Genomic DNA, 26776 nt, shown 5'->3' with positions numbered 1-26776 from the left:
TTGACTAGGATTCATGGAAATGCGATTCTCAAGTTGTCACACATCGAGAAGGGCTTCCATGACGGCAACGTCGAGGGGGCCTTTTTCTTTTGCTCGTTCCCTTCCTTTGCAAATGCTGCGAAGCTTGTCCTTTGGCTTCGTCCTAACCTTGTCTTTTGCGCGTGAACCGCTCCGCAAGAGCCGGCAGTTCAGCTTCAATGAATTTCAGGAATTCTGTTCCAGCCGTCGTTTCCGCAGAAATGCGAATATCCTTCGAAGACGCAACGTAGTTGCCCAGTCGCCGGCCTTCACCGTTTACGATTACCCGTGGGGACGTTTTCGGCGAAGCCTTGGGCTTCAGGACGTCCAGGACAGCCAGAAATCTTTGATCGGAGTTCATCCGCTTTTCCACAGCTTGCGACAGCACGCCGTGAAGATTGTCCATTGCCCCGGAATTTTCCGAAAAAGCCTTCGCAAACTCAGCCCATCTCGGACGCCCGACCTTCGGGGCGCGTCCGATCGCCTCGATCAGGTCTGACGGCACCTTGCGATAGACTGCCCGCATCCGGGCGAGTTCTGCGTCATCGATTGAGAGGGCAGCATAGATATCGCGAGGCTTTACCCCGGCCTCATCCATGCGGCGTGCAAACAGGGCCCGTTCGATCCATGTCAGATCCTGACGATCGGCATTCTCAATGCCCTGCGCAATGACAAGCTCGACATCGGAAATTTCGACTTCGATCGCCCTGACGGGGATGCCAAGCTCCCTTGCAGCCCGCAGACGGCGATGTCCGTAAACAACCTGATAACGCTCCGGCGATGAGGGAGACTTGCGGACCTGAATCGGAACCTTCTGGCCTTCCGACTGAATGGAGTTGCGGAAAGCTTCGAAATCTTCTGCACCGTCATCTGGAAGACGATCCGGAAAGGGCGACGGATCGACCCTCGACGGATCGAGCTCCCTGATTGCGCCTCCACCCGATTCTACGAGCGCCTTAAGACGATCGCGTTCAGATTTGATGTCGTCGATGGCCCTGTGTGCAGCACCGATGACACCGGCACCGACGCGGGTCGGGGCAGCCGGTTGTTGCGGGACAGCGGACGTTTCGGTTGACAGCTTGTTTTCAAGTTCGGCCGACAGCAGGCCGAAATTCGCAACGATGGACTTGCGCGACGACTTGGTCATGTGCGCCCCCAGCTACTATTGATGAGTTTCAGTATTGCCTCATTCACGGCGTCGACGGCTTCCCGGGCGCGCTTGTGGGTATCACGTCCAATCTGGCCCATTTCGAGCTCGTAGATCGAGCGCTTTGCGAGCCCGGCGGCCTCAACAGCCGTGCTTTCAATCAAGGTAGGAAGCAGGACGTCAGTCCCGAATAGATGACGCATCATCGCGACGACCTGCGATTGCGGCGCGTCGTTGGGGTCGTGGCGGGTGACGAGATAGCGTATGAAGTCCTGGTCGAGTTGCGCACCGCTCACGTTCAGCACGCTGATCAAATCCCCCATCATCAGCAGGAACTGGCTCATGGAAGCGACGTCAAGCATCGCAGGATGGACCGTAATGATCATACTGGTCGCAGCGTAGATCGCGCTGAGCGTCAGGAACCCTAGCGACGGGGGCGTGTCGAGAATGACGACATCATAGTCCTGCTCGACCTCGGCAAGAGCGAGTTTCAGCCGCTCGAAGAAAATCGCGCCTGAACCCGATTTTTGTGCGAGCACCCGTGGCGTCTCGTGCTCATACTCCATCACTTCGAGATTGCCCGGGATCAGATCAATGCCTTCGAAGTAGGTCTTGCGGATGATGTCGCGGATCGGCCGACGTTCCGCATCGTCGTAACGAAGAGCGGCATAGATCGTTTCGTTCGCCCCGACATCGAATTCGGGCTGGGCGCCAAACAATGCGGACAACGATGCCTGCGGGTCAAGGTCGAGGGCAAGAACGCGATATCCCTGCAATGCAAGATAATGAGCGAGATGGACGCAGGTCGTCGTCTTGGCGCTACCACCCTTGAAGTTAGCGATGGCCACGACCTGCAGATGCTCGCCCTCGCGACGCCGCGGAAGAAACCTCAGTGCTTCGGCTGGCTTCTGGGCCGCAAAAAGTTCGCGCAACTCGTTGATCTGGGCGAGCGTGTAGACACGATGATTATTTTCCAGTCGGCCAGGAATCGGTCCGCGCCCTTCGCTCGACATGAGCTTCAGGGTCGAATCGGGTATCGAGGTCAGCTTGGAGACTTCGTTCGTCAGGAACGGCCGCAGGCTCTTCTCCGATTTGGGAGGATACATACGCGTGCGAAGCTGCTGCAACTGCTGCGACAGCAGGCCCGCATGGCGCATGATCTTTCCGCCTGCGTCTTCTTTCGGACTGCTCGTCGTTTCTGCCTGTCTCGCTATCGCCATATCGCCCCCTTGGCGGGCAGTCTTCGGTTTGCCGACCATTGCCCGCCAAAGATACAACACGATTCTAACCTTACGTCCAGCCGTTTAGAGTTAACAAAGTCTTAACGGACCAATCTCCAGGCAACGGATTGATTGAACGGAGACTTAATATTTACTGTTATTTTTCAAACTCTTAATAATATTCCCTCAACGCGGAAATCCCACTTTGTTCTAGGGTCAATCGCACAGGGCAAAGATTTTAGAAAGCATGCTCAGCGCGCCATAGAGAGTTTGAAAACGCGCGACTCACCAAAATACGAATTTGTAGGATTCATCAACTGCCGCCCGGTTCTGAGATGTGCTGATTTCCCGCTAACTTAAAAAAACGGGGAATTTCATGTATATCACGGCTGTTGCGACACCTCGGAATGAGGCCGAAAGAAAGCTGCTATCGGAGCAGCACAAGCTTAGAGCGGAAGTATTTTCAGGGCGCCCGGGATGGGAAGTCAACGTCCACAACGGGTACGAAAGGACCATTTCAACTATCTTCAGCCGACATACGTCTTCGCCGCGGCAAGAAAAGATCATGTATACGGAGGCCATCATTGGCAACAGGTTGGCCTACAATAGGGTGTCTTGAGGGCTTGTCGATCTACCACCGTCAACCTATACTTATCGATGGTTATAAGGCCAACTACCAAACATACCATGTGACGAACTCCAATATTCATATAGAGTTCCTTTAAAATATCGTTTACTATAATATCAATGGCTTACGATCTGGCGAAATCAGCATATCAGCCCTGACGCGGCCTGCGTTCGACGCCGGCGTCGCGCTCACCCGTCTCGACGAGCGCATTGCTCGCTCGCCGGTCGGCACAGGCTTCCTTGAGCGGCAAAATTTCACCGACGCCTGTGCCTCGCTGTGGATCGACGGCGAGTTGGTGCATCTCGAAGACCTCGTCCTTCACGATGCGTTTCGCGATGCCCGCACGCCAACCCACGAAATCACCATCGCCCGCGACGTTCTGCGAACACGCCGACGCATTTCTGGCCAGTCGGCGGGTTGGGCGCTGTCGCCGGACGGTATCCGGGTTTTGCGACAGACCTCGGAAGTCACATCGGCGGGGGCGAACGAGGCGGGCACGGCCGGCTTCACCATCCCCTCGGCCACCGTCGATGCGGACGGGGAGGGGGACCATGATGAAGATGACGCCACAGATCTGCACGGCGTCGACTATGCGGCCATCGATGCGATCCTCGCCCGATCGGAGGCTGCGATCGAGGACGCAACACGTCCCAACCGCGCCAGCGGCAATAGGCCGGCCGAAAAGGATCCTCTCGTCTATGATCTCGACTGGGACGAGGATGCCCGGCTCGACGAATGGCGCGGCATCTTGGGACAGGGTCAAGACTTGCCGGCGGCGCTGCAGGCCATTGTCATCCTCGACGCCTGGAATGAGTTGTCCGTGCTTCAGCACGCCCCTTGGCTTGGCCGATTGTTTGCCGCCTCGATCCTGCGCCAGGCTGGCATCACCAGTGGCGCGCATCTCGCCGCCCTCAATCTCGGCCTCAAAACCATTCCCGTCGATCGGCGCCGTCACCGCGACCGGGAAGCCCGGCTGCTTGCCATCGCTCATGGTATGTTGGCGGCTGCTGAGATCGGCATGAAAGAACATGACCGGCTGGTTTTGGCACGAAGACTGATGGAGCGAAAGTTGGAGGGGCGTCGGGCCTCTTCAAAGCTGCCAGAACTGGTCGAGCTCGTCATGGAAAAGCCGCTCGTGTCGGCCGGGATGGTTGCGAAAACGCTCGGGGTCACGCCGCAGGCGGCGCGGCGGATCGTTTTGGAACTCGGTCTCAGAGAGATGACGGGGAGGGGGAGGTTTCGAGCATGGGGTATCCTGTAGCACCCCATCGCGTGACGGTGCCGCCGTGGTCAGACTGGGTCCCCACGTTTGCGGGTCATAAGTCTACAAGCCAGATGTTGATCTCCCCAGCGCGTCGCGAACGCTTCTGAGACTTCAAACCAACTCCCATCGTTGCCGGCGCCGTGGTTGGCGCCCATGCACGAACATTGGCATTCATGGTGCTGGGCATTCATGCAGGAAGGGGAACATTTCTCCTGCTCGCGGTAGGGCTGGATCACATAGAGCTGCCTGTATTTCTCCAGCGCCCGTGTCACGAAGTCGTTGAACCAAGCTTTTGGCAGTTCCCAGCATTGCAGAGGCTCAATCCAGGCAGGCTGCAGCTTTTGCCCGTGTTGCAGCCAAAGCCGATTGTGCTGGGAGTAAGGGAGGCGAGCCCGTATCCGCTGGCCTTTTCCGCCGCGTCTCAGAACTACAGGGATCGTCTTCTGGTTCCAGACGCGCCGGAGTTCGCTGTCACTGATATCTGCCTCCATTTTCCCCCTCCTATTAAATGAATTCGATCCCTGAAAACCTCAGCGTAACAGCTCCGGCAAGTCGTAGAGCAGCTTCATCGCATCGGGCCAGCCAACATCGGAAAACAGCTTGAGGATCTCAAGCAGTTCGGTGCGGCATGCTTCATCTTCAAAAAGGGAACGATAGTCCGCAAGGTAGCGCGTGACGATGCTGACGATCAATTTGAGGGCGAGGCTCTCATGATGATATCCTTCTCGCATGCCGGCTCCCAAAAGGATCCCGTGGAGCGCCTTGAAGACACAAGCGGGATCTCCAGGTATCAAATATTCATAGAGTTCGATGAGATGATGATGCGTCGCTGGCTCGTGAGACTTCGACAGTAGTGCCAACATCGGGCGATAGTCGGCGAGGAAACTGCCCATGGCCTCAGAGGTGTCAAGCCCTTGACTTCGGTTGCTGCTCTCCTGGTATGCCCCTGAACCGAAGTAGAGTTGGTTCATGAGATGGTGGATGATATGCTCTGCCGCCCGGTATCGGGCAATCGCGGCGTCTCGCGCCGCACCCTCCCTTTCGTCGGCGATCAACACAGCATAGCTTTCTGTCGCGGCAGCCGAGCAGACTTCAAGGATAAGCATTGACCCACGCTGCGCGCGATCCGAAAGCGACTGGTCATTGTCTTGGTCTGACTTATAGCGCGCGATGAACGCCTCGCGAAGCGGCGAGATGAAAGCAACTAGCAGGTCCTGGTTCGTGACCAGATCCTTCAGCCATTCAATTAGCCACTGCAGCGCCCTCTCTCGGCCCTGTCCAGCCCAGAGCTGAGCTGCGAGTCCACCCAGAACTTCGGAAAGTTCATCGCGGCCGGAATTCTCTGTCCGAACGAAGCTGTGGCGGCGCTGTTCGACGATCTCTATCAGCCCTTCCGCGCGGTCGACGTCGCTCCAGATCAAACGTGACAGGACGTGAGCGACGTGGAACGTAAGTACGTCGACATTTGGTTCATTGCGCACGATGCGCTCGGCCAGCTCCCACATTTTTTGCGGCGCGACACGACTTAGTACCTGCAGGTTTTCGGCCGCTTGCACCCGCACCACTGGTACCGGGTCCGCAAGAACCGCTTCGATCCTGTCGATTATCTCGGGGCGATCTTCTCCGAACCTATGTGCAAGGTGCAGATAGGACTCAGCCGCATATACGCGAACTGCCCAATTGCCATAGCCGTGTACATTGTCTTCACCGTCTTTCGGCTCCGGAAACCGGCTTGCCCAAAGACGACCGAGCACGCCGAGCAATAGATCGAGCGACGGCATTCCGTCGTTTTCGGGCAAATACGCTTCGTTACCGGCGATCATTTCGATCGCATTGCTGATAGTGCCCCAAACAGGCTGTTCGACGCTCGCATTGAGGGAAGCTGCGTTCGCGTCAAACAGGAAAATGGTCGCCTCTGTCTCCAGCCACAAAGCCGATAAAGCAGTCGCGTCGCTTTGCGAGGACGTTTGCCTCACACGCTCCGCAAGGACTTCCGACTGGTCGACCATCTTCGCGTTCACGCCGCTATCGACATCGACGCCTTCCCCGGCGAGGATGCGGCGCATCATTCCATGCACAGGCTCTGAGGTGAGCGTCATAGTCCGAAGAGGCGGATTTCCGGCAAGCTCGCCCGCATTTGCCAGTTCGGCACGCAATGCTCGCATCGCGTCTGTTGCGATCGACGCCTCATCGACGGAGGAGAGGAAACGGCTTAAGACCCGTCGCCACCAACGCTGTTCATATTCGTCGCTGAAGAGATCGGGGCGAAGGACCTCCGCTTCGAAATCCGCGCGACCCTCGATCAAAATGTGAGGATAGGCGGCGGCCACAAAGCGAACGGCGTCCCTGACTGTGACCTGATGGTTGAGGATCGAAAGATTGCTCGCATACGGCCACAGCGCTCCTGCAACCTCAACGACCCGCTCCGCCCCGATGCCTAGCAGCCGCGCCCACACGGCAGGACTTGAATATCCGATTGCGGCTGCCTCGATGCACTCGACAAATGCAGCCGTCGGGCAACCTCGCAAAAAGCCGACAAAATGCCCAAGAACATTGTCCTCCGTGCTCCCCCCGCGTCCGTTAGGTTGATCCCACGCGAGTTGCGCAAAATCGCTGCCAAGGAGGTCGAACGGCTCGCGCCCTGCGACGATTACACGGCGCCGTCGATCGCCAATCGGAAGATCACGATCAATTTCACCCAATGCCACCTCAATCGCAGCGCACGTGCCGGCAAAAGCCGATAGGTCAAACAGCTGACGCGCATCCTTGCCCAGATGATATCTACAGTGGAGATAGTCCTGTCTGCGGTTTGAGGAAAGCGGCATGATCCGGCTGGGTTGACCGCCGAAATGCGAGACGCTGTCATCGCTGATTTCGCGGGAGTAAAGCACTCGATAAATTTCGACGGCGAAGTCGGTATCTGATCGGGCAATCGGCAAGATCTGTTCCGTCAGCCAGCTCGCTTCCTTGTCGGCGTAGGCCGAAAAATGTGGATCACGCAGGATGCGATCCAGTAGCGCCCGGGAGGTCGCAGGCTCGGCAGCAAAGCTTTTGCCTACGAACCGGATCGCATTTATCGCCGTTTGTTGCATCGGCGGCTCAGCCGTCCATGCGAGGGTTAAGAGTGCTCGCGAAGCGCGGCCGAATAGGTTGAGAAGCGGCACATCAGACAGATCAGCTTTTTCGAATAATTTCTGGAGCAGAAGCCGCGTCGAATCGGACATCTCGCGAGCGCCAGTCGTGATCGCGGCGTCAGCGACCTCTGCCCACGCAGTCGCCATCTGGCACGCAATGCCTCCCGAAGTATCGACTAGAAGCCCTACGAAGCGCGCGAGCCGCGATAACAACGTCGCCATCGCCCCGTCGGTAGCACGCGCTTGGATCAATGAAATCAGGCCCGCGATGTCTGATGGTGAGTTCACACCCTCTATCGCCGTCCGCAAGGCGACATTCGCCAATACTGGATCGACGTTGGTGTTAGCGTAGATGTCAGCAACCAGCCGCCAAACAGCGCGCTTTCCCTCGCTGTCGCTGCGCCATAGCCGCTCGACAGCAAAACGCAAAGCTGGCGCGAGCATCAGGGCGATTGCACTACCGCCTTTCAGCTGCACGATCAGGCGCGCGGGATCGTCCCATTCCAAAAAGAACCGTCCGGCAACATGGTCGAAAAGTACGTGATGAGAAAAGCTGACGAGGTCGCCGGTTTCCGCAAGCACACCCGAAGCAATCACTTCATCGACACTGTCATTTGCGATGAGCACCTTTCGGACCGCGAGGCGGTTGCGGCGAACCATCACATCAACCGTCGCGCCGGCGGCGCGATGCAGCGGCGTGCCTGGCAGCCGTCGATCTTCATAGGCGTCGATCAGATCCGACTGGGTCGAGACTGTCCGAATGCTTTCCGGATCAACGCCGTCAGAAAGCAGTTGTGCAGCGAGCGAGAGGTTGAAGATGTTTCGTAGGAGATCGCGCAGCCGTTCGGGCACCGCATCAAGCAAGCTTCCAAGCGCGCCGGCGTCCGCGCCTGCCTGATTGAGATCCGGATCGCTGAGGCGCGGCACTTTGAAGTGGCGGACATTGCGTAGTGTCGGATCAGCAAACCGCGGATCAGGTGGCGAGCCGGGGAGTGCGTCGCGAAAGCGCCGGCCATTACGGAGATCGAACGTGCGGATAGACGCCGCGATCGTCCAGGACTTGCTCTTTGTGGCCATTGTCTCGATTAGCTGCGCGAATACGGCTTCGGCCGGGCCGCCGCGCGCCGCATCGAGCGCGTCTATGATGAGCAGGTTTCGACCAGCGCCCGGTGCTGCGGCCAGGACCTCGGATAGAGGTCGAGCGAGTTGAAGCTCGGATTGCAGGTCGGCCGAAGTGGCAACACCGGGGAAGCGATCGACCGAGAGAAAGATGACCCTCTCGCCGGCGGCGCGGCGCGCTTGTGCCAGCGCCACCAGGGCCCCGGTTTTTCCCGCGCCGGGCTCGCCGATCACAATAAGCGAACCGGTCTCGATGGCTGACGCCATGGGGCTGTCACTTTGACGGGGAATTGGTATTCCACCCTCGATCGGCAGGCACGTATGGCCAGTCAGCCGGGTGAGCTCTGCGTCGGTAACATCAGAGAGGCGTTCGAAATCGGCATCATAGCCTGGAGCACCCGTGTCGTTGTGATCCAGAGCGCGGAGCGCTCGCAACAGCCCTTCGCGATCCGCTGGCGCACCGCTGCCAATGAGGTTCCGGACAATCGCTTTAAGATCTCGCAAGGGTGCGTCGCCTGCAGCCTCCGAGCCGTAGACGCGTGATCCGAGCACGCGGGAGGCCTCCCGCCAGTTATCTTCGCCCTCGTCCATCGAAAAACGGACGACTTTGAACAGACGGGCTATCGTGACAAGCTCGTCGTCGCTTGGAGGGTCGACGACAAGATCCACACAGGCGGCGCGTGCGTGGGTCTCGAAAAGACCCAGTGCGTCGGCTTCAACCTGGCTGCGCTGCGACTTCACCGTTGTCCAGGTGCCTCCGGTATCGAAAGCCCGGCAGCCTTTCTCGAGCTTATCGAGCGTACGTGGCGCGGTGGCGCTTACCGCAAGGATGGCCCGATAACGCGCGCCATCGACGGCCACACCTGTTTTACGCGCTTCAACCATGGTCCTGACAAGTTGCGCGATAGTTTTGCCAAGCGGGCTTTCAGCATCCTTCGTGAGACCGGCGCTGGTCTTGCTCTGGAAGTCGATCCGGGTATCGTCATCCTGTCCAAGCTCGATGTCATCGAGGCCTTCTCCAGTCTCCAGACGCAGGCTGACTGGAAGCGCCCCGTTCGCAAGTCCAAAGCGTCCGCCGACCGGGATACGAGCCAGGATGTGCGCGGCGAGCCATGTACCGACCTCGGCCTGAAAATCCATGCCTCCCTCGGTCGCGCGTCCACCGGCGGGCTTTGACGTTCGAGCGGCTTTGCGAGCAGTCATCCAAGCAGGTCCTCGAATTGGCGTGCGTGGCTCGGAGTAGTTTTTGGGGCAATCTCGGCCTTTCCGCCAAGTAGATCGCGAAGCGACTTGAGCTTTGAGAGCAGCTCATCGAATGTGATGATGGCTACGCCAGCGAGACTTGCACGATACAGCTCGAAGGCACGCTTTCGTGGACCTTCGGGGATTATACCCGCTAGAATCACTCCCCTGACGCCATAGGTTTCGAGCGGGACCGCGCGGTTCTGCGATTGAAGCCGATAGATGTCGCTACGCAGCTTGTCGATCTGGTCAATCACCTGCGCCACGGCGCCAACTAACTCTGTCGACGCGGTGTATACGCCCCCCCGATATTCCCTTCTGCCGATGAGCTCTGCCCCAGGCGTCTTGATTTCGAACACCGCGATACTGTCGGTCAGCTTGTTGGTGAGCAGGAAATCGGCAATCTTTTCGCCGGAGCCATTCAGGATCCTGCCTCCCACATGCGCTTGGCCCTGCACGAGCAAAACCGGCACATTGAACGCCATATCGAGAATGAAGGGGTTGGCCTCGAGGAGTTTTTGCCATTGCAGTTCAGTCGTTCGTTCGGCGAACCGCTCCTCGATACGTGCAATCAGTTCATCGAGCGAGGCGAGTTCAATCTCGTCGTGCAGCTTCAGCAGGCCGCCGCGCTGGGACTTCATCGAAGTGCGGACGGACGCCGAGGCCATATTGACCAGGGCTGCCCGGTCCTTATCCGAGAGCTTGGTATCCGTGATCGTGTCACCAATCACGTCGGCGATGTCATCGGGGGCGCGGTCAAAGACCCTTACTGGGAACTTTTCACTGTCCAGGCGCGTCAGGAGATTGGTATACGCAGCCTGTAGCTTCTTCCGCCGCGTCAAACCCTGTGCCTTCTTCTCGAACCTGTTTGCATTCAGGCGTAACTCGTCGAAGAGCGTATAGCCGATCTCGTATGTCGTACCATCATCCGTCACGCCGACGTCCAGCTCGCGCTTGTCGGTGACACGCAGGTTCGTCACGCCTTCGACCTGCCTGATAGCATTCACGATAAACGAAAGCTTGCGCTCGAGGCCGAGACCGAAATTCGGGTCTTTGACAAACCCTTTCGGCATGCCCTCGGCGAGGAAAGCCTGAATATCCTCGATGGTACGAAATTCGTTGAAATCCTGAAAGAAATCTTCGTCTTCAATGATCTCAATCGACACAATAGGATCATATTTCGGCATCAGGAAATCTTCAGATTCCGGCATGGTGTTGATCGGGAACAGCGTGGTTGTGTGCTTGCCCGCATCAAAGCGTATGAGCACCTGCGCCGTATTGATTTCGGTGAGGTCAGCGATCGCGATTCGCTGATCGGATGGTGTGAAGAACACCTCGACGAAGCCGGGCCCCTTTCTCTGCAGGAAAAGAGTACCTTTATCGTCATCACCGAACTGGGGGCCGAAGGTTGCCATACGCTATCCTATAAATATTGGCAAAACATAGGTGTAACGAGTACAACCTGCAATCGGAGTGGACGGAAAAGGTGGGACTTGCAGGCCAACGGCGCCGTCCGTCTTCACGGTGGTTGCGCCTGCTGAGATCAAAGCAAGCTACCCTGTTTGATAGGCTCGCCCGGTCTTGAAACAATTGAAGATCCATAAGGCTCGCAACGAAATAATCAGCGCGTTAGCAGGTGAAACCGACTGGATGCCGTCGTTGCTATCATAATCCACATATGGTGTTCATTTTTAGGAGAAATTTCTTTCGAAGATCTACAAAGTGCGGGTCGGCCAAGGTTGCCAGATATCGATCAAACTCTGCTTCCAACTCTGTGTGGAACAGTGTGCGGTTCACAGTGATCTGACCATTATCGAAGCGCATTATTGGGCCGCTGACCCCGACCGTCATCTTTTCGGTCGCCCCGCTGTGATGGAGTGCGCACCGCCCTTGGCTAAAGAACTCGTCAGCCTTTCTCGTCGCCACCATGCCAGCGCCGAGACAATCGATGAATGGCTGCCAGTTGCTCAGGAACTCTCTGAACAGCCGACCGCTTTGACGTGTGTGGTTGGTTAGGCCCTCACGAAAACCCTGAATTGTTTCGAGAACGAGGCAATCCAGGGCTAGGATCGCGAAGCCATATGTCTGCTGCTTGTTAACTTTATCGACATCGATCAGGGTCTGCGCCGGCTTGATGAAGCGGCCCTGTATCCGATCCCGCAGAACATCCACTGCCTTCAGCCAGTCTTCCTGTTTCGGATTGTCGGGATTCAGTTCGAGCCCGCGCCAGAACGCGGCCGTGTATTTCGGGCTGATCTGCAGGCTGCGGCGGCTCTGTGTCGTATCGCCCATCGGATTAGCTTTCAAGAACCGCGACACCTGACCCCAACACGGAGAAGTCGTTGGGCCGGATCTGCTTTCGAACCTCTGGCGGATAGCAATTTCCTCCGCCCTCATAGTTCCTATGGACTGCGCGAGCCTGCTCGTTCGTCAGGACGTAGAACGTCGGTGCAATCGTCCTCAGGTCGAGTTCGATAAAGATGAAGAAATCCGCGTCGCCCTTCTTGTTCATCTCAACAGGCCAGCGCGTGATCTCGGTCGGCCGACGTAGGAACTGTCGCGTCTTCACCTCGATCGATTTTGGCTGTCCATCCACGACAACGATGACATCGTGACCGGGTGCGCCTTCCGGGCTCATATAGGCCGCTAGTCCGAGTGTGTTAAGCTTTGCCACGGTCAGCAGCTCGCCCAGCGTACCGGATTGTGGGGATGACAGTTTTTCCAGCGTCATTGCTCTTCGTAATCTCCGAGAATTTCAACCAGCGGCCCAAGTCCGGTCGTATCATCGTCGGCCGGGTGGCGGATCCGGTTTGCGGTCAGATGGACGGCCATGAGTGCCATGGCCGGTGTCTTTCCCTGCACCCTGTAGCGAACGCCATCTAGAGCGAATGTCGCCCGGGATGGGCCAAACTGGATGCTAATCGTCCGATAGATTTGCGGATACGAGACCATGATGAGTTTCGAAATACCGGGCACGGATGTAGTCCACGCATTGTCCTGACCGCTCTCCCGAACCTTATCGAAGGACTCAGTCATCGACTGCGGCGGCCACATATCAAAGGCCATGAGAGACTGGATCTTCCGATCGAGGAAAGTTCCTGGTTCTCCGGTCACGAGATCGTTCATGATCTCGTGGTACGAGACTTTGCGTGGTCGTTTGTTCTCCGGCTTTCGCCTTTCTGCTGCCAGCAGCCTACGCTCCTCGTTCGCGGCCTCCGCCTCATTGGCGCTGCGGTGCAGTCCGAATGATCGGAGAATGTTCCCCTTGATTGTCCCCATGCTTCCCCGACCGCGAAAAATCCCCATAGACTACTTTTTTCTACAATTGTTACCTCAAATCGGCTCAAATCGCATTTACTGGTTCTTCAGAAGCCTGATTGCCCGTATCCTTCCGTTGGAACATAGGATCCTACTCCGCCAGGTAGGCATCTATTCGGTTTAAAATGGTATCGAGGCCGAGGTAGCGGACATAACCACGTCCGCCTCGCTGGATCATGCCATCCAAGAAGATTTCAAAGGTATGACCATCACCAGCTAGTCGTGTGACGAAGACAGCTCCACCGCTCATGCCGTCCAAAGGCTGTGCGTCCTCAGGATATCGCAGCACACCGCAGATATTGCGGGAATCGAGTTCTCCCGACTTGCAGATTGCGTGGATCCGCATACCGCCATTCTCCATGACCATTCGTTGGAGATGGCTTGGCAAGCCTGAAGCTAACGCTAAATCACCAGTACGACCAGTGTGGCGACGTTCGACGGGGAAGAACTGCTCTCGCGAGTACGCTGGTAGCATTTCGTATTCGACCACACCGATCACATAGTCACTTTCGTCCTCGTTGGCCTCGGGCGAGAAAAGGTATGTGTTGAATGGAATGCTGGTGCTGTCGGTGCCATCGTCCATCAGCACCACCAGATAGTCCATGCGGTGCTTGAAAGCCGCTACTGTTTCGTCTGAGATTGTTGCTATCTGGTGGCGCGTGAAGACGGCAAAATGTCTTCCTCGGTACTGGAAGAGAACAGAGGTGCCCTGGAGACCGAACTGAAAACGGCGATCAACTGTCCCATCCTGCAGAGTGAGCTCGAACCCATCCAGACCGTAGTATTCGTCACCAGGAGCGGCGAAACAAAGTGGGCGGATACATCGATCAGCGATCGTTGGCTCCTGCGGATCCGTAAATCTCAACATAGGAGGATCAATCCTTTCGGCGGCGAGTGCGGATTTCGTCAATTTGACGGTCGATCTCAGCCTCGGCGGCCGCGCAGCTCTCCGCGAGATCGTCGCGGAATTGCGAGGTGTCCCTCAGAAAGTCGACGTAGGTGGCAACGGCCAGATGCGTGTTGGCCTTAGAGCGCAAACGCTGAACCCGCCGCCTCCATCCTGGTATGGGATCTTTCTTGATCGTAAGGCGATAATTAGTGGCGAGCCAGTCAACAAGTTCATGGATGGATCTGCCGGAAAAGCCATTCTCGCGTGCGAACTTATGCCCCTCCGGCAAGAAGGCCAGCCGCCGTGTCTGGCAATCAATCGTCGCCTGATCTCGCATGATCCCCTTCCCCTTGGGATACACGCCAGTTGAGATGACATCGAGGTAAACGTTGTTTTCGGTGACGATAAAATCCATATGGTCCGCGAGCGCACCGATCGTCTTGCCTCTGTCGAACCGGCACCGATCCTTCAGCGTTGCGCATGCCTTCTCGAAGTCCCCTAGCTCGGCCGGATTGCGTCTGCTGCTATTGAAATACTTTTTCGCGCGTTCCGGGATTACCATCTTGTTGCCGTAGTAAAGACCATGACCGGGAAACGCCTTCAGAATGTCGCAGGCCACCGAGAAGTAGAACGTAGCGACGGCTGGCAGGATGGCTTCGTGCTGGAGGCCGACATGGTACAGCTCGTTTCGGAACTCGTGCATTATTGCAACTGTCCGTGCCTGTTCCTCTGAGACCATCTTCTCGATACGTGCAAACTTTAGCTTGGCGTCAAAGGACTGTCCGACAGCCTCGGCCAACTCCAGCTTATGGGGGTACGCCTCCTCTAAATGGTGCCAGCTCTTAAGGTGAGCATACTTTTCTGTGGCGAGCTTATGGGCTGCGAGCTCCACCGCATTGTCGGTCAGCATCAGGGCAAAACGAGCATCATGAACGCTGCCCTTGTCGAGATGTTCGAGGGCGAGATCCATTTGATCGAGGAGGGCCGCGTAAAAGCTGAGAGCTGTCATCCTAGGTCAATCTCGCCTGCCGCCGGTCGAGCGCGCTCGCCAGAGAAGTGGTTCATCTTCCGCTTTCGGCGGCGCCATAGCAATTCGGCTTCAATCACCTGAGGAAATTGGTTGGAGGACGTGGCCTTTAAGAATGATTCTGGTGCAATCAATCTCGCCTATTATCGGTTCTAGGATCGACAAATCTTCACTCGTTGAGAAAATCACCTGTTGTCCACGACCCTTTGATGTCGCTGCTCGTCGCAACAGCTGCTCGAAGCTAACCTTCGAAGATGATTGTTGACGCGGTTCGTCGAAGACCAAAACACCTGGATGGTTCGTGCTGTAAGAAGCGGCCAGCTCGAGCAGCCCAAGCTGATAAGCCCATTTCAATCGTATTGCATCGCTTGCGGATGTTTCAAAGCCGATCTCAAAACCCTCAACTTCAGGGCGATACGTATCCTGAGAGATAGCAAGATCGTCGGGTTGAAAGGTTTTAAATCCAAACTGCCGCGCCTGTGCACGTAGCAATTCAGACAGACGGTTAAGCTTTGCCTTATCGCTGTCGGACAGCTCGTCGTCAGGAAGTGCGCTTTTCTGCTGAAGAAGCGTGATGTACTGCTCAGAAAGAGCGCCGAAACCGTTTATCGCATCATCAAACATGGATTGCAGTTCGTAAAAATCTCGAATCTTTCGTTCAATCAGAATGCGCTCTTCGATCGCTGAAGCCGAAACGCTCGTCGCCGGTGCTACCAAGTCAGCTCTCAACGTTCGTATTGCCGTATAGGCTTCGTTGAGGTCTCGATTTAGCTGTGAGAGTAGTCCTTCGCGTTCTCGATTTTCCTCTTCTTCGCGCCGAAGGATGTCTTCAAACATCCTGATTTCAGATTTGATGTATGAGATATTATCTTCGATTGGCATGATCGATGCGAGTGCATTTTGAGATAATAATGTGTCTTGCAATCCTTGTTCGCAGGTAGGGCAGCGGTCCGGGCTAAGGGACCATTGGACGCCTGAAAAGCGCTGTAGCTTTTGAACATCCTGGTTTTTCTGCAGATCTTCTCGCAGAGTCTGGATACGCCGTGTCAGGGCGTCAACGTCGGCTAATTTTACCTGCCTCACTCCATTTATTGAAATGCGCTGGACATTCAGGTTTTCCGCGTGCGCGATTACTTCGGCGAGTTTGGCTTCTATAGCGGGCGCATTGTCGGACACGACCGGCACTTCGGCTTGGGAAATCGTGTCGAGTTCGGACTTCAGCACCCTAAGATGCTCATCAAGCGGCGTCCACCCACCTTGTGTTGCTACTGACACGAACGCTTTCGTGATCTCGTTCAAATCGACGATTGGCTTTCTACCGAGTGCCTCAATGCGGGAGGCAGATCGGTTCAGCAGCTGGCTGAGGTCCTGCCAATTTGTCTCCCACCTGCTGGTCAGAAGGTTGATGCGTTGATCTAACTGTTCACGTTTGCGCTCAATCTCATAGGCCTCAAGCCCCGCGATGAACTCAACCGCTCGTTTGTGCACCTCTCGAATGCGGAAATACGTCGGGATGGCTGCGGGAATGGAGGACCACCCGGACTTTTGCTCCACCCAGAAAAGCGGGAATACGGTTTCGAGATAGAGCTTGATGTCTTCCTTCTCGTAACCTCGAACTACGGGAAGTTCCCAGCCAAGAAAGTTCTCCAAGAAGTGATGAAATCCATCCTCACGTTGAGCAGCACCTGGGTCTCGCACGAAGAACTGCTGGGTCCGATACTGGCCTTCAGGCTCAGACAGGCCAGGGCCAAATTGTACTGTTATCAGGCGGTCATCGAGCTTTGAGACGACAGGGCGATGGACTGTCACTATTGTGCCGACTGAATTTTCCAGTTCAAGCATCACGTCAGATTCAACAATCCGCACGCTTTTGCCGCCATCTGTTTCAAGATGGCTTGTCATCGCGTGTGGGAGAGGGATCTCACGGCGAGGGCTTAGCATCCGTTCCAAACCAAGAACGTAAATCATCCCCTGAAGGCAAGTTGATTTGCCCATGGTGTTGTCGGCCCAGAGAACATTTAGCCCGTCGGTGAAACCTATTTCAACGCCATACCAGCCCTGCTCTGTGAGCGCACGAAGCCTGAAGCGTTTCAATTTAAAAGTCATACAAGATTCTCCGGACGCCACACCGTTTTCATAAACCCATCAGTCAGCTTCGGCGCCACCTCGGACAGGAAGGCTCTCTCGGCGTCGAGAACGCCGCTGTCTTTGGCGATTGCCTCAGCTGCTTTGCGACCCTCGTCGGTCAAAACAACCACCGATCCTTTATTGACGCTTACGAGACCCATCGAATGGCTGAGAGCCACCGCACGGTTTAGCCAAGGCTCGACTCTCACCGATACATCGATTGGACGATACCGTCCCGCGATCAATCCAAGCGCCTCCTCCCGTCCTTCTTCGAGTCGCACATTATGTGCAAGGAACTGGAGTTTCTGAAAGCTCGCTTTTTTTCCGCGACTGTAAAATACACTTAGGAGCAGTATTGCCATTCCCCAAGCCATCCGCAGGTCTCCAGCGACAGGCTCTGGGCGGACGGTGAACGTGAACTCGGATGTATTAAGGATGTCTAAGAAAGGGCTTTCACGGGACATTTGGGAAGTCCAATGGGCATTGCATTATCCATTCAGAGACTGTTCCGAACACGAGTTGATCGATGTTCTCAGGCGATAGATTTGGCGCAGCCCCCTTGATTGCTTCCTTAAGGTTCATAATCTCATCGTTTAGTATACCGCTTGCCGTAACTGCAGTGGGGCCGGCAAACTCTAAATGGCGCCTCCGGCTTGCAATTACCGTGGCAAGACTGTCATGCAACTCGGGTGCCTGGGATCGAAGAGCACTCATGAGTGCCGCGCCCTGCAGATGATAACGAGTGGCATCCGCAACCGCATCTTCGAGCTTCTGAGGAATTGTACGTTTCGCGAGCTTCGTACGAGCGGTTGATAGCAAATCCTGTGACCCCTCTTCCTTCTCCCAAGAGCTAATCTGCGGATTTGTCGGATTCGGTATGCTGAGTTTGATCAACGATAGTTGCGCTGCATTGAGCGTTAAGGCATCAGCGCCGAAAAACGCTTGATCATGAATAAGGACCTCAAAGTCAGTGTCGAGGTAAGACAGTGCTTTAGATCGTAGCTCCGTCGTCTTTTTCGCGCAGTGTATGTTCACATCCTTGCTGTCGTGTAACGGACTGAGCAACACCCATCTCTTTATCGGCGCGCCGAGGAAGAGTTTCGAAACGATAACGTTGTTTTTTTGAAGCTTACCCAGATCCTTGGTGATCTTGTCTTTTTGCTTCTTCGCGCGCTCGGCGACTCCGATAGGCTCCTCTACCGCGTAACACTGATATGCAACGCTGTCTTTATTGCAGTAGTAGTCGATACCAAGATCGCCCCGGTCTTTGGCGGGTACTTTGTGGACGTTTAAGACGCCATGCCGACAATTCAGGAGGCCAAGCGCAAATATCTCCCAGTCGTCGGGATTCCAAATAGTTATTGTTGACTGCAAGACTTCCCCCAGCATTCAGTATTGGCAATCTACATGAAGGACGGTTGCGTGCAAGAGAGCCTAACGGCCCTAGGTAGCATCATTTCGCTTTTTGATCTCATTGGTAAATGGTCGGGGACTGAATGGCTGTGGCTTGATGGATCATCCGCGGCATCGCTGGACTGCGACAGTCCGAAATCTGGGGTCAGATCTGCGTGCGGTCATCTTCGCTTGGCATGCTGGATGTTCTAACGACATTCAACGTCGAATATGCTCATTGGGGCCGCGGTGGTTCCGTATCAGCCGCTCCACAGAAGATACGAATACTCCGCCGCTGAGCAATTTCAGGGCGTTAGCTGTACTGAAATAGTAGGGTCCTAGGTTCGGATCCCTTCAACGCAAGAAGGTTGGGTGAACAGCGTTTCCGCGCCAGATGGTGCCCTGTTCGATAGCAGCTTTGCACCTTCGAATCGGTCGTTCCGACATACTTCGCTGCAGCCAGTAGCAGCCGTTCGTCGCGCCTCAACACGTCAATTGCAGCGATGGTAATCCCCCCGCTTTTTAACGGGGCTTTGCAGTAGAGTTCACGCAGCCATCTTCAATTTCTATGTGGGTGTGATTCCGCCGACCTCGATATTGGGCCGTTAATTGCTTTAGGTCCATAGCCACTGCGTGGCGAATTCCTGTGCTTCATCGATGCATCAGCCTGAAGGCCTATGCTTGCATTTTCTTTCAGCACACGCTTCTATTGACCGACGATGTTCAGATTGAATTGGGAAGAGAATATATTGTGACGCGTGCGGCCTATGAATCGCAGAATTACGTCAATCGAAACTCACATGAGGACGCGTTTTGGAAGGCGATCGAACATAGCAGCAGCGATAAGAAGGCCGGCATTCTCTTTCATGGAGATGGCGGAAGCGGAAAGACATGGCTTTTCGAGCATCTCAAATCCGAGATTTTTACAAAGATACGAGATCAATCCAAATCTGCTGAGCCAGGATTCAATTTTACATATCTCAGTCTTGACCGCGGCAATGATCGCTTACTGGACTGGTTCCTGTCGCTTCGCATGAATGCCATATTCAACCTTGGTCATCAGCCAAAACTCACATCTCATTTCAGATATTTCAAGAGATTTGATGCCCTGTTGATGAATATCTGCAGGATTGAGGGCAAGGACTATAGTCATCCTAAATACAAAGGGCTTTTTTCCCGTCAGGAATATGTCGATGCTGTGGAGGGAGGTCTGCTCGACAATCTAACGAGTCTGCTGGACCTAGCCAAGGACGGTGCATTTTCCGTGGTCGAGGCGTCGCCGATATCGCCCCTGGTAAAGATTTTCAGCGATCTGGTCGGCAAGACGATAAATTGGGCCTCTCTGAAGAGTTTCGAGCAGGATTTTGCCGGTGTCAAATCATGGGGAATCGACGATTGCCTCGAGAAGCTCCCCGGCTTTCTCGCGGCCGACCTCAATGATCTCGCGATGGACTTTCCTCAGAACAAGACGGTCGTTTTCGTGGATGGTCACGATCGTCTGTTTTCAGGTGCAAGCGCCGATCAGGGCACCGGCCTCGAACTTAACGTCCGAAAATTTTGTGACGCGCTGTCAATGGGTACGGTCGTACTCTTTTCGCAGTACAAGGTGGGCTGGTTCAGCGCGCATGGTGAAGCGGCTGATAAGCCCAATGTGGCGTTATCCGAGGGTTTCCTGCTCGGTGGCAACAGTTCGTTCGATGAACTCGGTATCGTTCGTTCCGGTTTTGCAAATCTCTCTTTGTCGGGAGAAGCCAGCACGTCTCTTTCGGTCGCACAGTTGCAGATTGGCTTCGATGGTGTCAGCAACCAAGAGCATCACCCATTTGACTCTGCGACATATTTGCCCTTGCGTGGGTTCGAAACGACAGAGCAAATGTTGCAGCTCGTTTCGAATCTAGGCTTGGGGCACTATGCCAAGACGCCAGCGATGGAAGCAATTCTTCGACACACCGCACTCCCCTTCGAGCTGAGGGCGAAGCTTGAACATCTTCAGAAGAACGGGGCTCACAAATCAGGCGACCAGAAATTCTACGAACAGCCGTTCGAAAGCATTTTCGCAGACATCATGGTCCGGAAGCCACACAACGAAGCGAGGCTACTCAAGCTTATATGGTTCTTGTCCGAGTTCGATAGAGCATTGCTTGCCAAGGTATGCAGCGTTTTGGGCATCTCAGATGAGAACCTGATGGATCGGATGCTTGGTACCGGTATGTTTCGTGATGTCGAGACGGCGCCAGGGCGACTGGTCGTTGAGCACCATTACCAAAGGCTCTTGGCAAAACTTGTTGCTGAGGAATGGAGGGAGAAGGCCAGAAAATCCGGTCGAACTTACGAGGAGTATAGAGGCGATGATCGCGCCCTGCTTGCCGATGCACTCATGCTTGACCTCGCTAACAGGCGCAAAAGCGAGCCTCTGCATCAGTTGAGCAGCGCGGTCAACGATCTAATGAACTGCCTGGGGACGTCCCTGGCGACGGATGGCAGCCCACTGTCGAAAATGTCCGACCCGCGGCGATTGTCCGAATTGCTCAATGTTCACCTCGACTTCATTGAGGATATGATGCGCGTCGAGCCGCCCGGTGAATCGCTTGGTGCACTCGATTTTCTAGCAAGGTGGGCGAGGCAACGGATCGAGAGATCACTGGACACGCGGCGCTCGGACGTCTCCGAGTTTGTGCTGCTCGCCTGCCGCGCGGATGAGATGATGGCGCAGGCTTATTGTACGCCCGGCAGCAGCTACGACCCCGGCAGGGCGCATTCGATACTGATGGCTTCGCGCGCTGTCCTCGACCGGCTGGCGGAAACCCGGTTCTTTGTTCCCATATCGCCTAGCCTTCTCAGCTATTGGATCAAGCGTATCGATCTAGTGACACATCGTCTGTCTCCGAAGTGGAGCGGCGCCGGGGTCGTCAATAGGGGGAGAGTCGCGAGCTATGGCCCCAGTCTTTCGCTCACCATGCGTGGCCTGGTGGTTCTGCGGGAGCTTCTGCGTGTCTCGGCGAGCGATATCGATCAGTTGGAGGCGCGGCATCATCGTCTTTTCCTGGCGAAGACCCTCTACGCGGCAGGAATTCAATTACGGCGTGCCGATGTGACAAAGGCAAAGGAACTATTAGCCGAGTGCCAAAAGTATTTGAGCGATCTTGCAAGCCATTACCCGTCTGACCTCAGCGTTATCGAGGAACTAATTGAAGCAGATCCGGATATTGACGATGCCGGTTTGCCCCAGAAGTCGTATATCGACACGATCAATGCATTGGCCCGATATGTTGAAGGCGGCCATAGCGGTGGCCGTCTTCTCTATTGGCTGGAGAAGGCCAATATCCGCTTGGCTCGGAGTTATATTGGTGAAGGAAATGAGTTTGAGGGGCTTCCTGCTACCGCAGACGAGGTTCTGAAGAGAAACTACCAATGTTTGGCTGAGCAGGTGGCCTCCAGAAGCGACTCTCATTTCAGCGCGTCTCAGCTGTTGATAAAATCACTGCGCAAGACAATCCAAATATATCAAAGATTTCCGCAAAGATTTTCGACGGAAGAGTTTGGCGTAGACGTCAATTTCATCGGCGACGTGATCAAGGGAGCCTACCAAGTCATAGAGAATACGGGGATTTCTCTCCGGCATCCGATTCTTCATGAAAGCGCGGCGCTTGCAGAGTTGAGCGAGCCAGTCGCCAAACGATTTGTTGCTGCAGCGGCACAGATGGCGCAGTCGGCAAAGGACAATGTTGGTCGAGCATTCTGGCTCATTGTTGTCGCGGATCTCACCGCCCAGTGGGCGAAGCACGACCGCGAAACTATCGACGTCGCTCCGTCCTACCTTGCCGCCGTGCGCGCGATCGACGCCTGCGTAGATATTGGTCACGAAAACGAAGCTGTTTTCTCAGAGCGTCGACGGGCGTTCGTCGCACGCCTTTTCAGCATCAAGATAAGGGATGCGGAGAATACAGGCGTGTTCTTCGGTGACCGCGACGAAATTATCGATCTCAAAGGAGTTTTGAGTACCTCGGACATTAACCGTATTTTGAATGTATCATCGAAGATTTCCGAAATTAACCCCAATGAGTCTTCCCAGATTCTAGAGGTTTATCTTCCTGTACTTTTTGATTTGACGCCATTGGATCTTTCTATTTATGCGCAAGGCATGCAGAGATACTTATCTCTTTCGGGGAGATCGAGTGCCTTCGGTACGGGGCTGGATGAGCTTACGCAACTAAAAGAAGATTTCGAAACGCACCCGGAAGGATTGAGTGGATACAGTGCGATATTCTCGGCCAACAAGCTCCAGCAAAGTGCGGAGCAGGAAGCATGGGATCGATCCACGCGCATTTTGGCTGCGGCGCTGATCGGTCTTGATCCGATCCTGCCCGCTGACAACGTCCTGCGTCAGAGTCTCAGAAGGCGCTACGCCGAAGCCGTGTGGCACGCGCTCGAGGCGCATCGCGCGAGCAGGCGAAATCTGATCGTCAACCGTTCCGTTAGCCATACGGAGAATATTGATGATTTCGTAAATGGATCCACGGAAAGGTTCGGGGTGGATCTTGTCAGTTTGTTGCTTCGTTTTCGCGCGCCGCCCAGGCCGATGGCTGGGGATCTCCTAGCATCAGAACTTGTTCAGGCGACACGGGCGAATGTGGGCTTTGGCTCAAGCGTTGCCGCTCCGGTGTGCTTTGGAAAATGGGGGGAGCACGAGATCAGCTTGGCACCAAACCTCATTTCGGCACTCGAATTCCATTCGCTCAATTCCATTCGGCAAAACAGAGACGGGGAAATCTCTGGCGAGGATTCAAACCCAACCGCGACAGAGCGGCCCAGCGAACTGCTGACCATATCAGAGGCGTTCTGTGCTGAGCGGGAGCAAATTCGAGAACCCATGAGATTGGTTATGTCGCTGTTGAAACCCCGAAATGGAAGGTTCGCAGTGTCTCAACGCGGGTGGGAACACGTTAAGGCGGTCCTTGACCTGCTTTATCCCGGCGTCGTCGGAAATGGAGAGCTGGGTGCCAGGATTGCCATGGGGGCGTCGAATTCCTGGCTGCTTGCCTTTGTACCGCGTGAGCACAAGTCAATCCTTTTGAATCAGGGTGGATGGTTCGTCAAATCGCTTGAGAAGGTACTCGGCTTGCGGCGCGTAACGCTGAGCGAGACATCCCATTTAATTGGCCATCAGGCTAGGGAGAAGGAGATTCGTGAATTCACGAACGACGCTTTCAAGGCGCTCAAGCTGATTGAGTTGACCGGAGGGATCGCGCATTTTCTTACCGATCTGAGCAATACGGACCCAAGAAAAGTTCGTACATTTTCTTCGATGTTCAAGAAGTTGTTTCCGGGTGTGCAGCCGAGAGTGTCGGGTCCAGACGAACTGTGGACCGCCCTCGATCCATCAAATGAGGACGCTCGCAACTTTGAGATAAATCTTGGGAAAGGCTTTGTTGCGTTTCATGCCGATGAGTTTGATCCCAACAAAGAATACACACTCGTCGTACAACAGCTTACTCCACGCGGAGCGACTCTCGGCGGTGAAGACGACGAGAGAATATTGCTTCCTCTCGAGGTGATTCAGCGCAGCGGATTAATCGTGGTTCCCCAGCAAACCCTGATATGCAGAGTGTCGCGCGAGGGTGGCCGATACGAAGCAAGAAGTGCCGCTATTCTACATGTCGATGACAGCGAGCTTGAAGAGTTTACTGTAATCGATGTGGATAGACCAACACGCAGATTTCGAGCCGAAGCACCGGCGGACACGCGACAACTTGACATAAATAATTTCGCGACTGCGGGGGGGAATTTACTGCTTGCGCAGACAGCGGGGCACAATGACCTGAAGATCGGCGACGTCCTGCTGTGCGAAGTGAAATATGGTCCAGACGGTGAGCCAACGATAACCTATGTCAAGACAAGAGATAAAAGTTATAACCTACTTACTCGCCACCATCTGACCGTGAGAAACTTCTCTATGAAGCACAATGCGTATTTTCTTGAGGGGGAAAATCTCAGTGGCTTCATAAAACTGCCCAAGCAGATGCTGTTTCGTGCCGGCTATCGGCGGCTTTATGAAGGCGACGTCATCGCTGGCAGCGTCTTCAGCAATCGCAAGTATCCTCTTGTCAGCCGTGTTCTGAATTGCAGCCGAAGGCTTTTCCGAGACGTTGAGGTCATTGTGGGTGCGGTCCAGGAGACTGCCAAGGGACGTCGCTGGCGCCTTGAGGTGGTAAGGCCCAAGGAACTTGAATGTGAGGTGCTGCCTGTAATCTACCTTCACGATGACTTTTTGCCCGAGTTTTGGGTATCCTTGCATCTGCCGAGGGGTGTGCGGGCCTTTGTAGACCTGCAGCAGGAACCCGAGAGGCGCTTCTCCGTCACACGTGTGGTGGACGTGCCGCAGTTCGAGGGTGGGCGCTGGGTTCTTGGAGAAATCACTGTTTCGAAGTCAGGCAGATGGCTACTGGTGTTCGAGACCAGCGGTGGCACAGAAGTCAGTTTGATACCACAGGAATTGTACGGAAAACTGGCACCGGTCGAGTCTCGCGCGAATGTGTGGGCCCTGGCGAAGCTAGCAAAAACACAATCAGGGTGGGTTGTTTGCGGTATACGCTCCGTCTCCAGAACCAAAACGCCCCTTGAGAAGGCCGTGCTCGCGGACAATGCCAAGCTTGCCTCGCTAAACTCCAGCCGTGATGCTGATTGGGTTGCTGCCGAACTTGAGGATGGCACCTTGGCACGCGTCAGCCGTAATATGCTGCGCCTCGAAGACTTACCGGATCGTCGCAATGTCGGGCTACCTATTCTCTGCCAGGTGGTTATGCGACGCGGCATAAAGACGATCAGCTATGTGAAATTCGACGCTTCTCGTGGCTTCAAGGATGCGCTTTGCTTGCTGCATCCGACGCGAGACGGCGCAGACGGTCGTGTCGTCGAAGTGCAGGGCAGTGGGAAAAAGGCATTTATTTCAAAGGGGCACAGGTGCTTCGCCGATATCCGTGACGGCGAGGCCGGGAAGTACTATTCCGTCAGCGGCTATGTAAGCGAAGGCAAGCACCTGATCATCAAGATGAAGCCTGAATACAAGCGAATACCGTGGGTTTACGGCTTCTACCTAGAAACACGAAATGTGGCTGGTGGCGATGGTCGTGGCAAGCCGTCACGACATCATGTGTTTCGTGCACTGGGCGACACGAAGGAGTTCAGCTTTCCGATATGGATGCTGCAGCAAAGGGGGTTTCAGCGCTTCGGCCTCGGAGAGAGGGTGCGTTTCACCTACATCACCGGAGGTACTGGAAACGTCACCCCGGGAATGTTCGAGGTACCCAATGAGGCAGCCGAATGGCTTCATGACGGCTTCGTGGAGTGGTATAATGAAAATAAGGATTTCGGAAAGATCGCCGTGCTCGCCGACCCGACAGCCGAGCTTCGTTTCAGCCGTGCCGCATTCGGTGAACAGCGTGACGTCGAGATTTACAAATCCATGCCAGTGAAATTCGAGTTTGAACGATATTCTGGCAGGAATTTTAAGACTTTAAATGTCTCGCGCCGTCAGATCCGCGATCTTCCGTGGATCGAAGCAGAAATAAAGATGATTGCGCCCGACGATTCATATGGCTTCGCCACCATATTTACGGAGGAAGGTGGAAAGAAGGACGCTTATATTCCAGGATCGATCTGCGAGTTTATGCGCGGAGGTGAGATGTTTGAGGTCGGCTCCCAGATATTCTGCCAGACACTGCCTAACCGGAAGACCGACCTTATTGTCGTCAACGCTTTCTTGGGTCTTGGCTGGGAACTAGCCGACGATGAGCGGATCGTGGTCGCCGAGCAGGATAGCAGCCATCGAAAGCCAGGCACGTTCGTTGACCTGTTTACGGGGGCGCACATTCGTGCGCTGTCGAGTGCATATGTGAATGACAACGAAGACGATATCCGTGTGCGCCGTGATTACATCATGTATGTCGGGGTTCGGGAGGATGGCCAGAATCTGGTTATCGATGAAATCATTGATGGCCTCGGCGTTCGCTTCGAGTACTCTCCAAAGCCGCAGGACGCGGAGAGCGGCACGACAAGTTCTAATGTTTCTGAGTCGAACGAAATCACATGCACTTGACGGAGATCTTAGGTAAGCGACAAGCAGACCCCATGCGGCGAATCAGGTCAGCGGTCTGGCTCCCGCCGCATATCGGGAACGGACTGCCTGTTCATGAACGTGCAGCCGCTGAGCCTTCAAATCTCTGTTCGAAGCCACCTTCCGTGGCATAACGGG

At 55.1% G+C, this 26776-nt stretch carries 14 protein-coding genes and 1 pseudogene; 2 read left to right on the top strand and 13 right to left on the bottom strand.

Annotation, left to right across the window (positions count from 1 at the left end):
- Positions 1–142 precede the first annotated feature (142 nt).
- Both repB and repA read right to left on the bottom strand, forming a co-directional pair.
- On the bottom strand, positions 143–1165 hold the full coding sequence (gene repB, locus FGF54_RS26815) for a plasmid partitioning protein RepB (RefSeq protein ID WP_142781921.1): 1023 nt from the start codon (positions 1163–1165) through the stop codon (positions 143–145).
- Positions 1162–2385 carry a plasmid partitioning protein RepA gene (gene repA / locus FGF54_RS26810; protein ID WP_168208281.1) on the bottom strand — a complete coding sequence of 408 codons (1224 nt, stop codon included), beginning with the start codon at positions 2383–2385 and terminating at the stop codon, positions 1162–1164. The genes repB and repA overlap by 4 nt, the downstream gene beginning before the upstream one ends.
- Positions 2386–3123: 738 nt before the next feature.
- Here repA and FGF54_RS26800 point away from each other — a divergent pair.
- A pseudogene (locus FGF54_RS26800) lies at positions 3124–4274 on the top strand (RHE_PE00001 family protein).
- A gap of 29 nt (positions 4275–4303) precedes the next feature.
- On the opposite strand, the gene FGF54_RS26795 reads toward FGF54_RS26800, so the two are convergent.
- From FGF54_RS26795 to FGF54_RS26745, 11 genes are all read right to left on the bottom strand, one after another.
- A complete protein-coding gene (locus FGF54_RS26795; protein WP_142781918.1) occupies positions 4304–4768 on the bottom strand; it encodes a hypothetical protein in 465 nt (154 codons plus the stop codon).
- A 39-nt stretch (positions 4769–4807) separates the two neighbouring features.
- Positions 4808–9670: an ATP-binding protein gene (locus FGF54_RS26790; RefSeq protein WP_246667054.1), complete on the bottom strand. Its 4863-nt coding sequence runs from the start codon at positions 9668–9670 to the stop codon at positions 4808–4810.
- Between the two features lie 59 nt (positions 9671–9729).
- Positions 9730–11187, bottom strand: a complete 1458-nt coding sequence (locus tag FGF54_RS26785; RefSeq protein ID WP_142781917.1) for a Shedu immune nuclease family protein — start codon at positions 11185–11187, stop codon at positions 9730–9732.
- Between the two features lie 250 nt (positions 11188–11437).
- On the bottom strand, positions 11438–12064 hold the full coding sequence (locus FGF54_RS26780) for a hypothetical protein (RefSeq protein ID WP_142781916.1): 627 nt from the start codon (positions 12062–12064) through the stop codon (positions 11438–11440).
- Positions 12065–12068: 4 nt separating this feature from the next.
- On the bottom strand, positions 12069–12503 hold the full coding sequence (locus FGF54_RS26775; protein WP_142781915.1) for a hypothetical protein: 435 nt from the start codon (positions 12501–12503) through the stop codon (positions 12069–12071).
- Positions 12500–13051 carry a hypothetical protein gene (locus tag FGF54_RS26770; protein WP_142781914.1) on the bottom strand — a complete coding sequence of 184 codons (552 nt, stop codon included), beginning with the start codon at positions 13049–13051 and terminating at the stop codon, positions 12500–12502. Before FGF54_RS26770 ends, FGF54_RS26775 begins: the two co-directional genes overlap by 4 nt.
- 130 nt (positions 13052–13181) lie before the next feature.
- Positions 13182–13958: a hypothetical protein gene (locus tag FGF54_RS26765; protein WP_142781913.1), complete on the bottom strand. Its 777-nt coding sequence runs from the start codon at positions 13956–13958 to the stop codon at positions 13182–13184.
- 7 nt (positions 13959–13965) lie between these two features.
- Positions 13966–14988, bottom strand: a complete 1023-nt coding sequence (locus tag FGF54_RS26760; protein ID WP_142781912.1) for a hypothetical protein — start codon at positions 14986–14988, stop codon at positions 13966–13968.
- 90 nt (positions 14989–15078) lie between these two features.
- A complete protein-coding gene (locus FGF54_RS26755) occupies positions 15079–17112 on the bottom strand; it encodes a hypothetical protein (RefSeq protein WP_142781911.1) in 2034 nt (677 codons plus the stop codon).
- Positions 17109–17495 carry a hypothetical protein gene (locus FGF54_RS26750; protein ID WP_246667053.1) on the bottom strand — a complete coding sequence of 129 codons (387 nt, stop codon included), beginning with the start codon at positions 17493–17495 and terminating at the stop codon, positions 17109–17111. The genes FGF54_RS26755 and FGF54_RS26750 overlap by 4 nt, the downstream gene beginning before the upstream one ends.
- Positions 17496–17586: 91 nt before the next feature.
- A complete protein-coding gene (locus tag FGF54_RS26745) occupies positions 17587–18507 on the bottom strand; it encodes a hypothetical protein (RefSeq protein ID WP_246667052.1) in 921 nt (306 codons plus the stop codon).
- Positions 18508–19234: 727 nt separating this feature from the next.
- Between FGF54_RS26745 and FGF54_RS26740 the strand changes: the two genes are divergently transcribed.
- Entirely contained in the window at positions 19235–26620 is a 7386-nt protein-coding gene (locus FGF54_RS26740) for a hypothetical protein (protein ID WP_142781909.1), read from the top strand.
- Positions 26621–26776: the final 156 nt, after the last annotated feature.

The sequence above is a fragment of the Agrobacterium sp. T29 genome (assembly GCF_006970545.1).
Lineage (GTDB): Bacteria > Pseudomonadota > Alphaproteobacteria > Rhizobiales > Rhizobiaceae > Agrobacterium > Agrobacterium leguminum.
This window is presented reverse-complemented; position numbering and strand designations above follow the sequence as displayed.

Excerpts from the sequence above, each read along its gene's own strand:
- repB (WP_142781921.1), bottom strand. The coding sequence starts at position 1,165 with ATGACCAAGTCGTCGCGCAAGTCCATCGTTGCGAATTTCGGCCTGCTG.
- FGF54_RS26755 (WP_142781911.1), bottom strand. The coding sequence starts at position 17,112 with ATGACTTTTAAATTGAAACGCTTCAGGCTTCGTGCGCTCACAGAGCAG.
- FGF54_RS26790 (WP_246667054.1), bottom strand. The coding sequence starts at position 9,670 with ATGGATTTTCAGGCCGAGGTCGGTACATGGCTCGCCGCGCACATCCTG.
- FGF54_RS26775 (WP_142781915.1), bottom strand. The coding sequence starts at position 12,503 with ATGACGCTGGAAAAACTGTCATCCCCACAATCCGGTACGCTGGGCGAG.
- FGF54_RS26760 (WP_142781912.1), bottom strand. The coding sequence starts at position 14,988 with ATGACAGCTCTCAGCTTTTACGCGGCCCTCCTCGATCAAATGGATCTC.
- FGF54_RS26780 (WP_142781916.1), bottom strand. The coding sequence starts at position 12,064 with ATGGGCGATACGACACAGAGCCGCCGCAGCCTGCAGATCAGCCCGAAA.
- repA (WP_168208281.1), bottom strand. The coding sequence starts at position 2,385 with ATGGCGATAGCGAGACAGGCAGAAACGACGAGCAGTCCGAAAGAAGAC.
- FGF54_RS26750 (WP_246667053.1), bottom strand. The coding sequence starts at position 17,495 with ATGGCAATACTGCTCCTAAGTGTATTTTACAGTCGCGGAAAAAAAGCG.
- FGF54_RS26795 (WP_142781918.1), bottom strand. The coding sequence starts at position 4,768 with ATGGAGGCAGATATCAGTGACAGCGAACTCCGGCGCGTCTGGAACCAG.
- FGF54_RS26770 (WP_142781914.1), bottom strand. The coding sequence starts at position 13,051 with ATGGGGACAATCAAGGGGAACATTCTCCGATCATTCGGACTGCACCGC.
- FGF54_RS26765 (WP_142781913.1), bottom strand. The coding sequence starts at position 13,958 with ATGTTGAGATTTACGGATCCGCAGGAGCCAACGATCGCTGATCGATGT.
- FGF54_RS26785 (WP_142781917.1), bottom strand. The coding sequence starts at position 11,187 with ATGGCAACCTTCGGCCCCCAGTTCGGTGATGACGATAAAGGTACTCTT.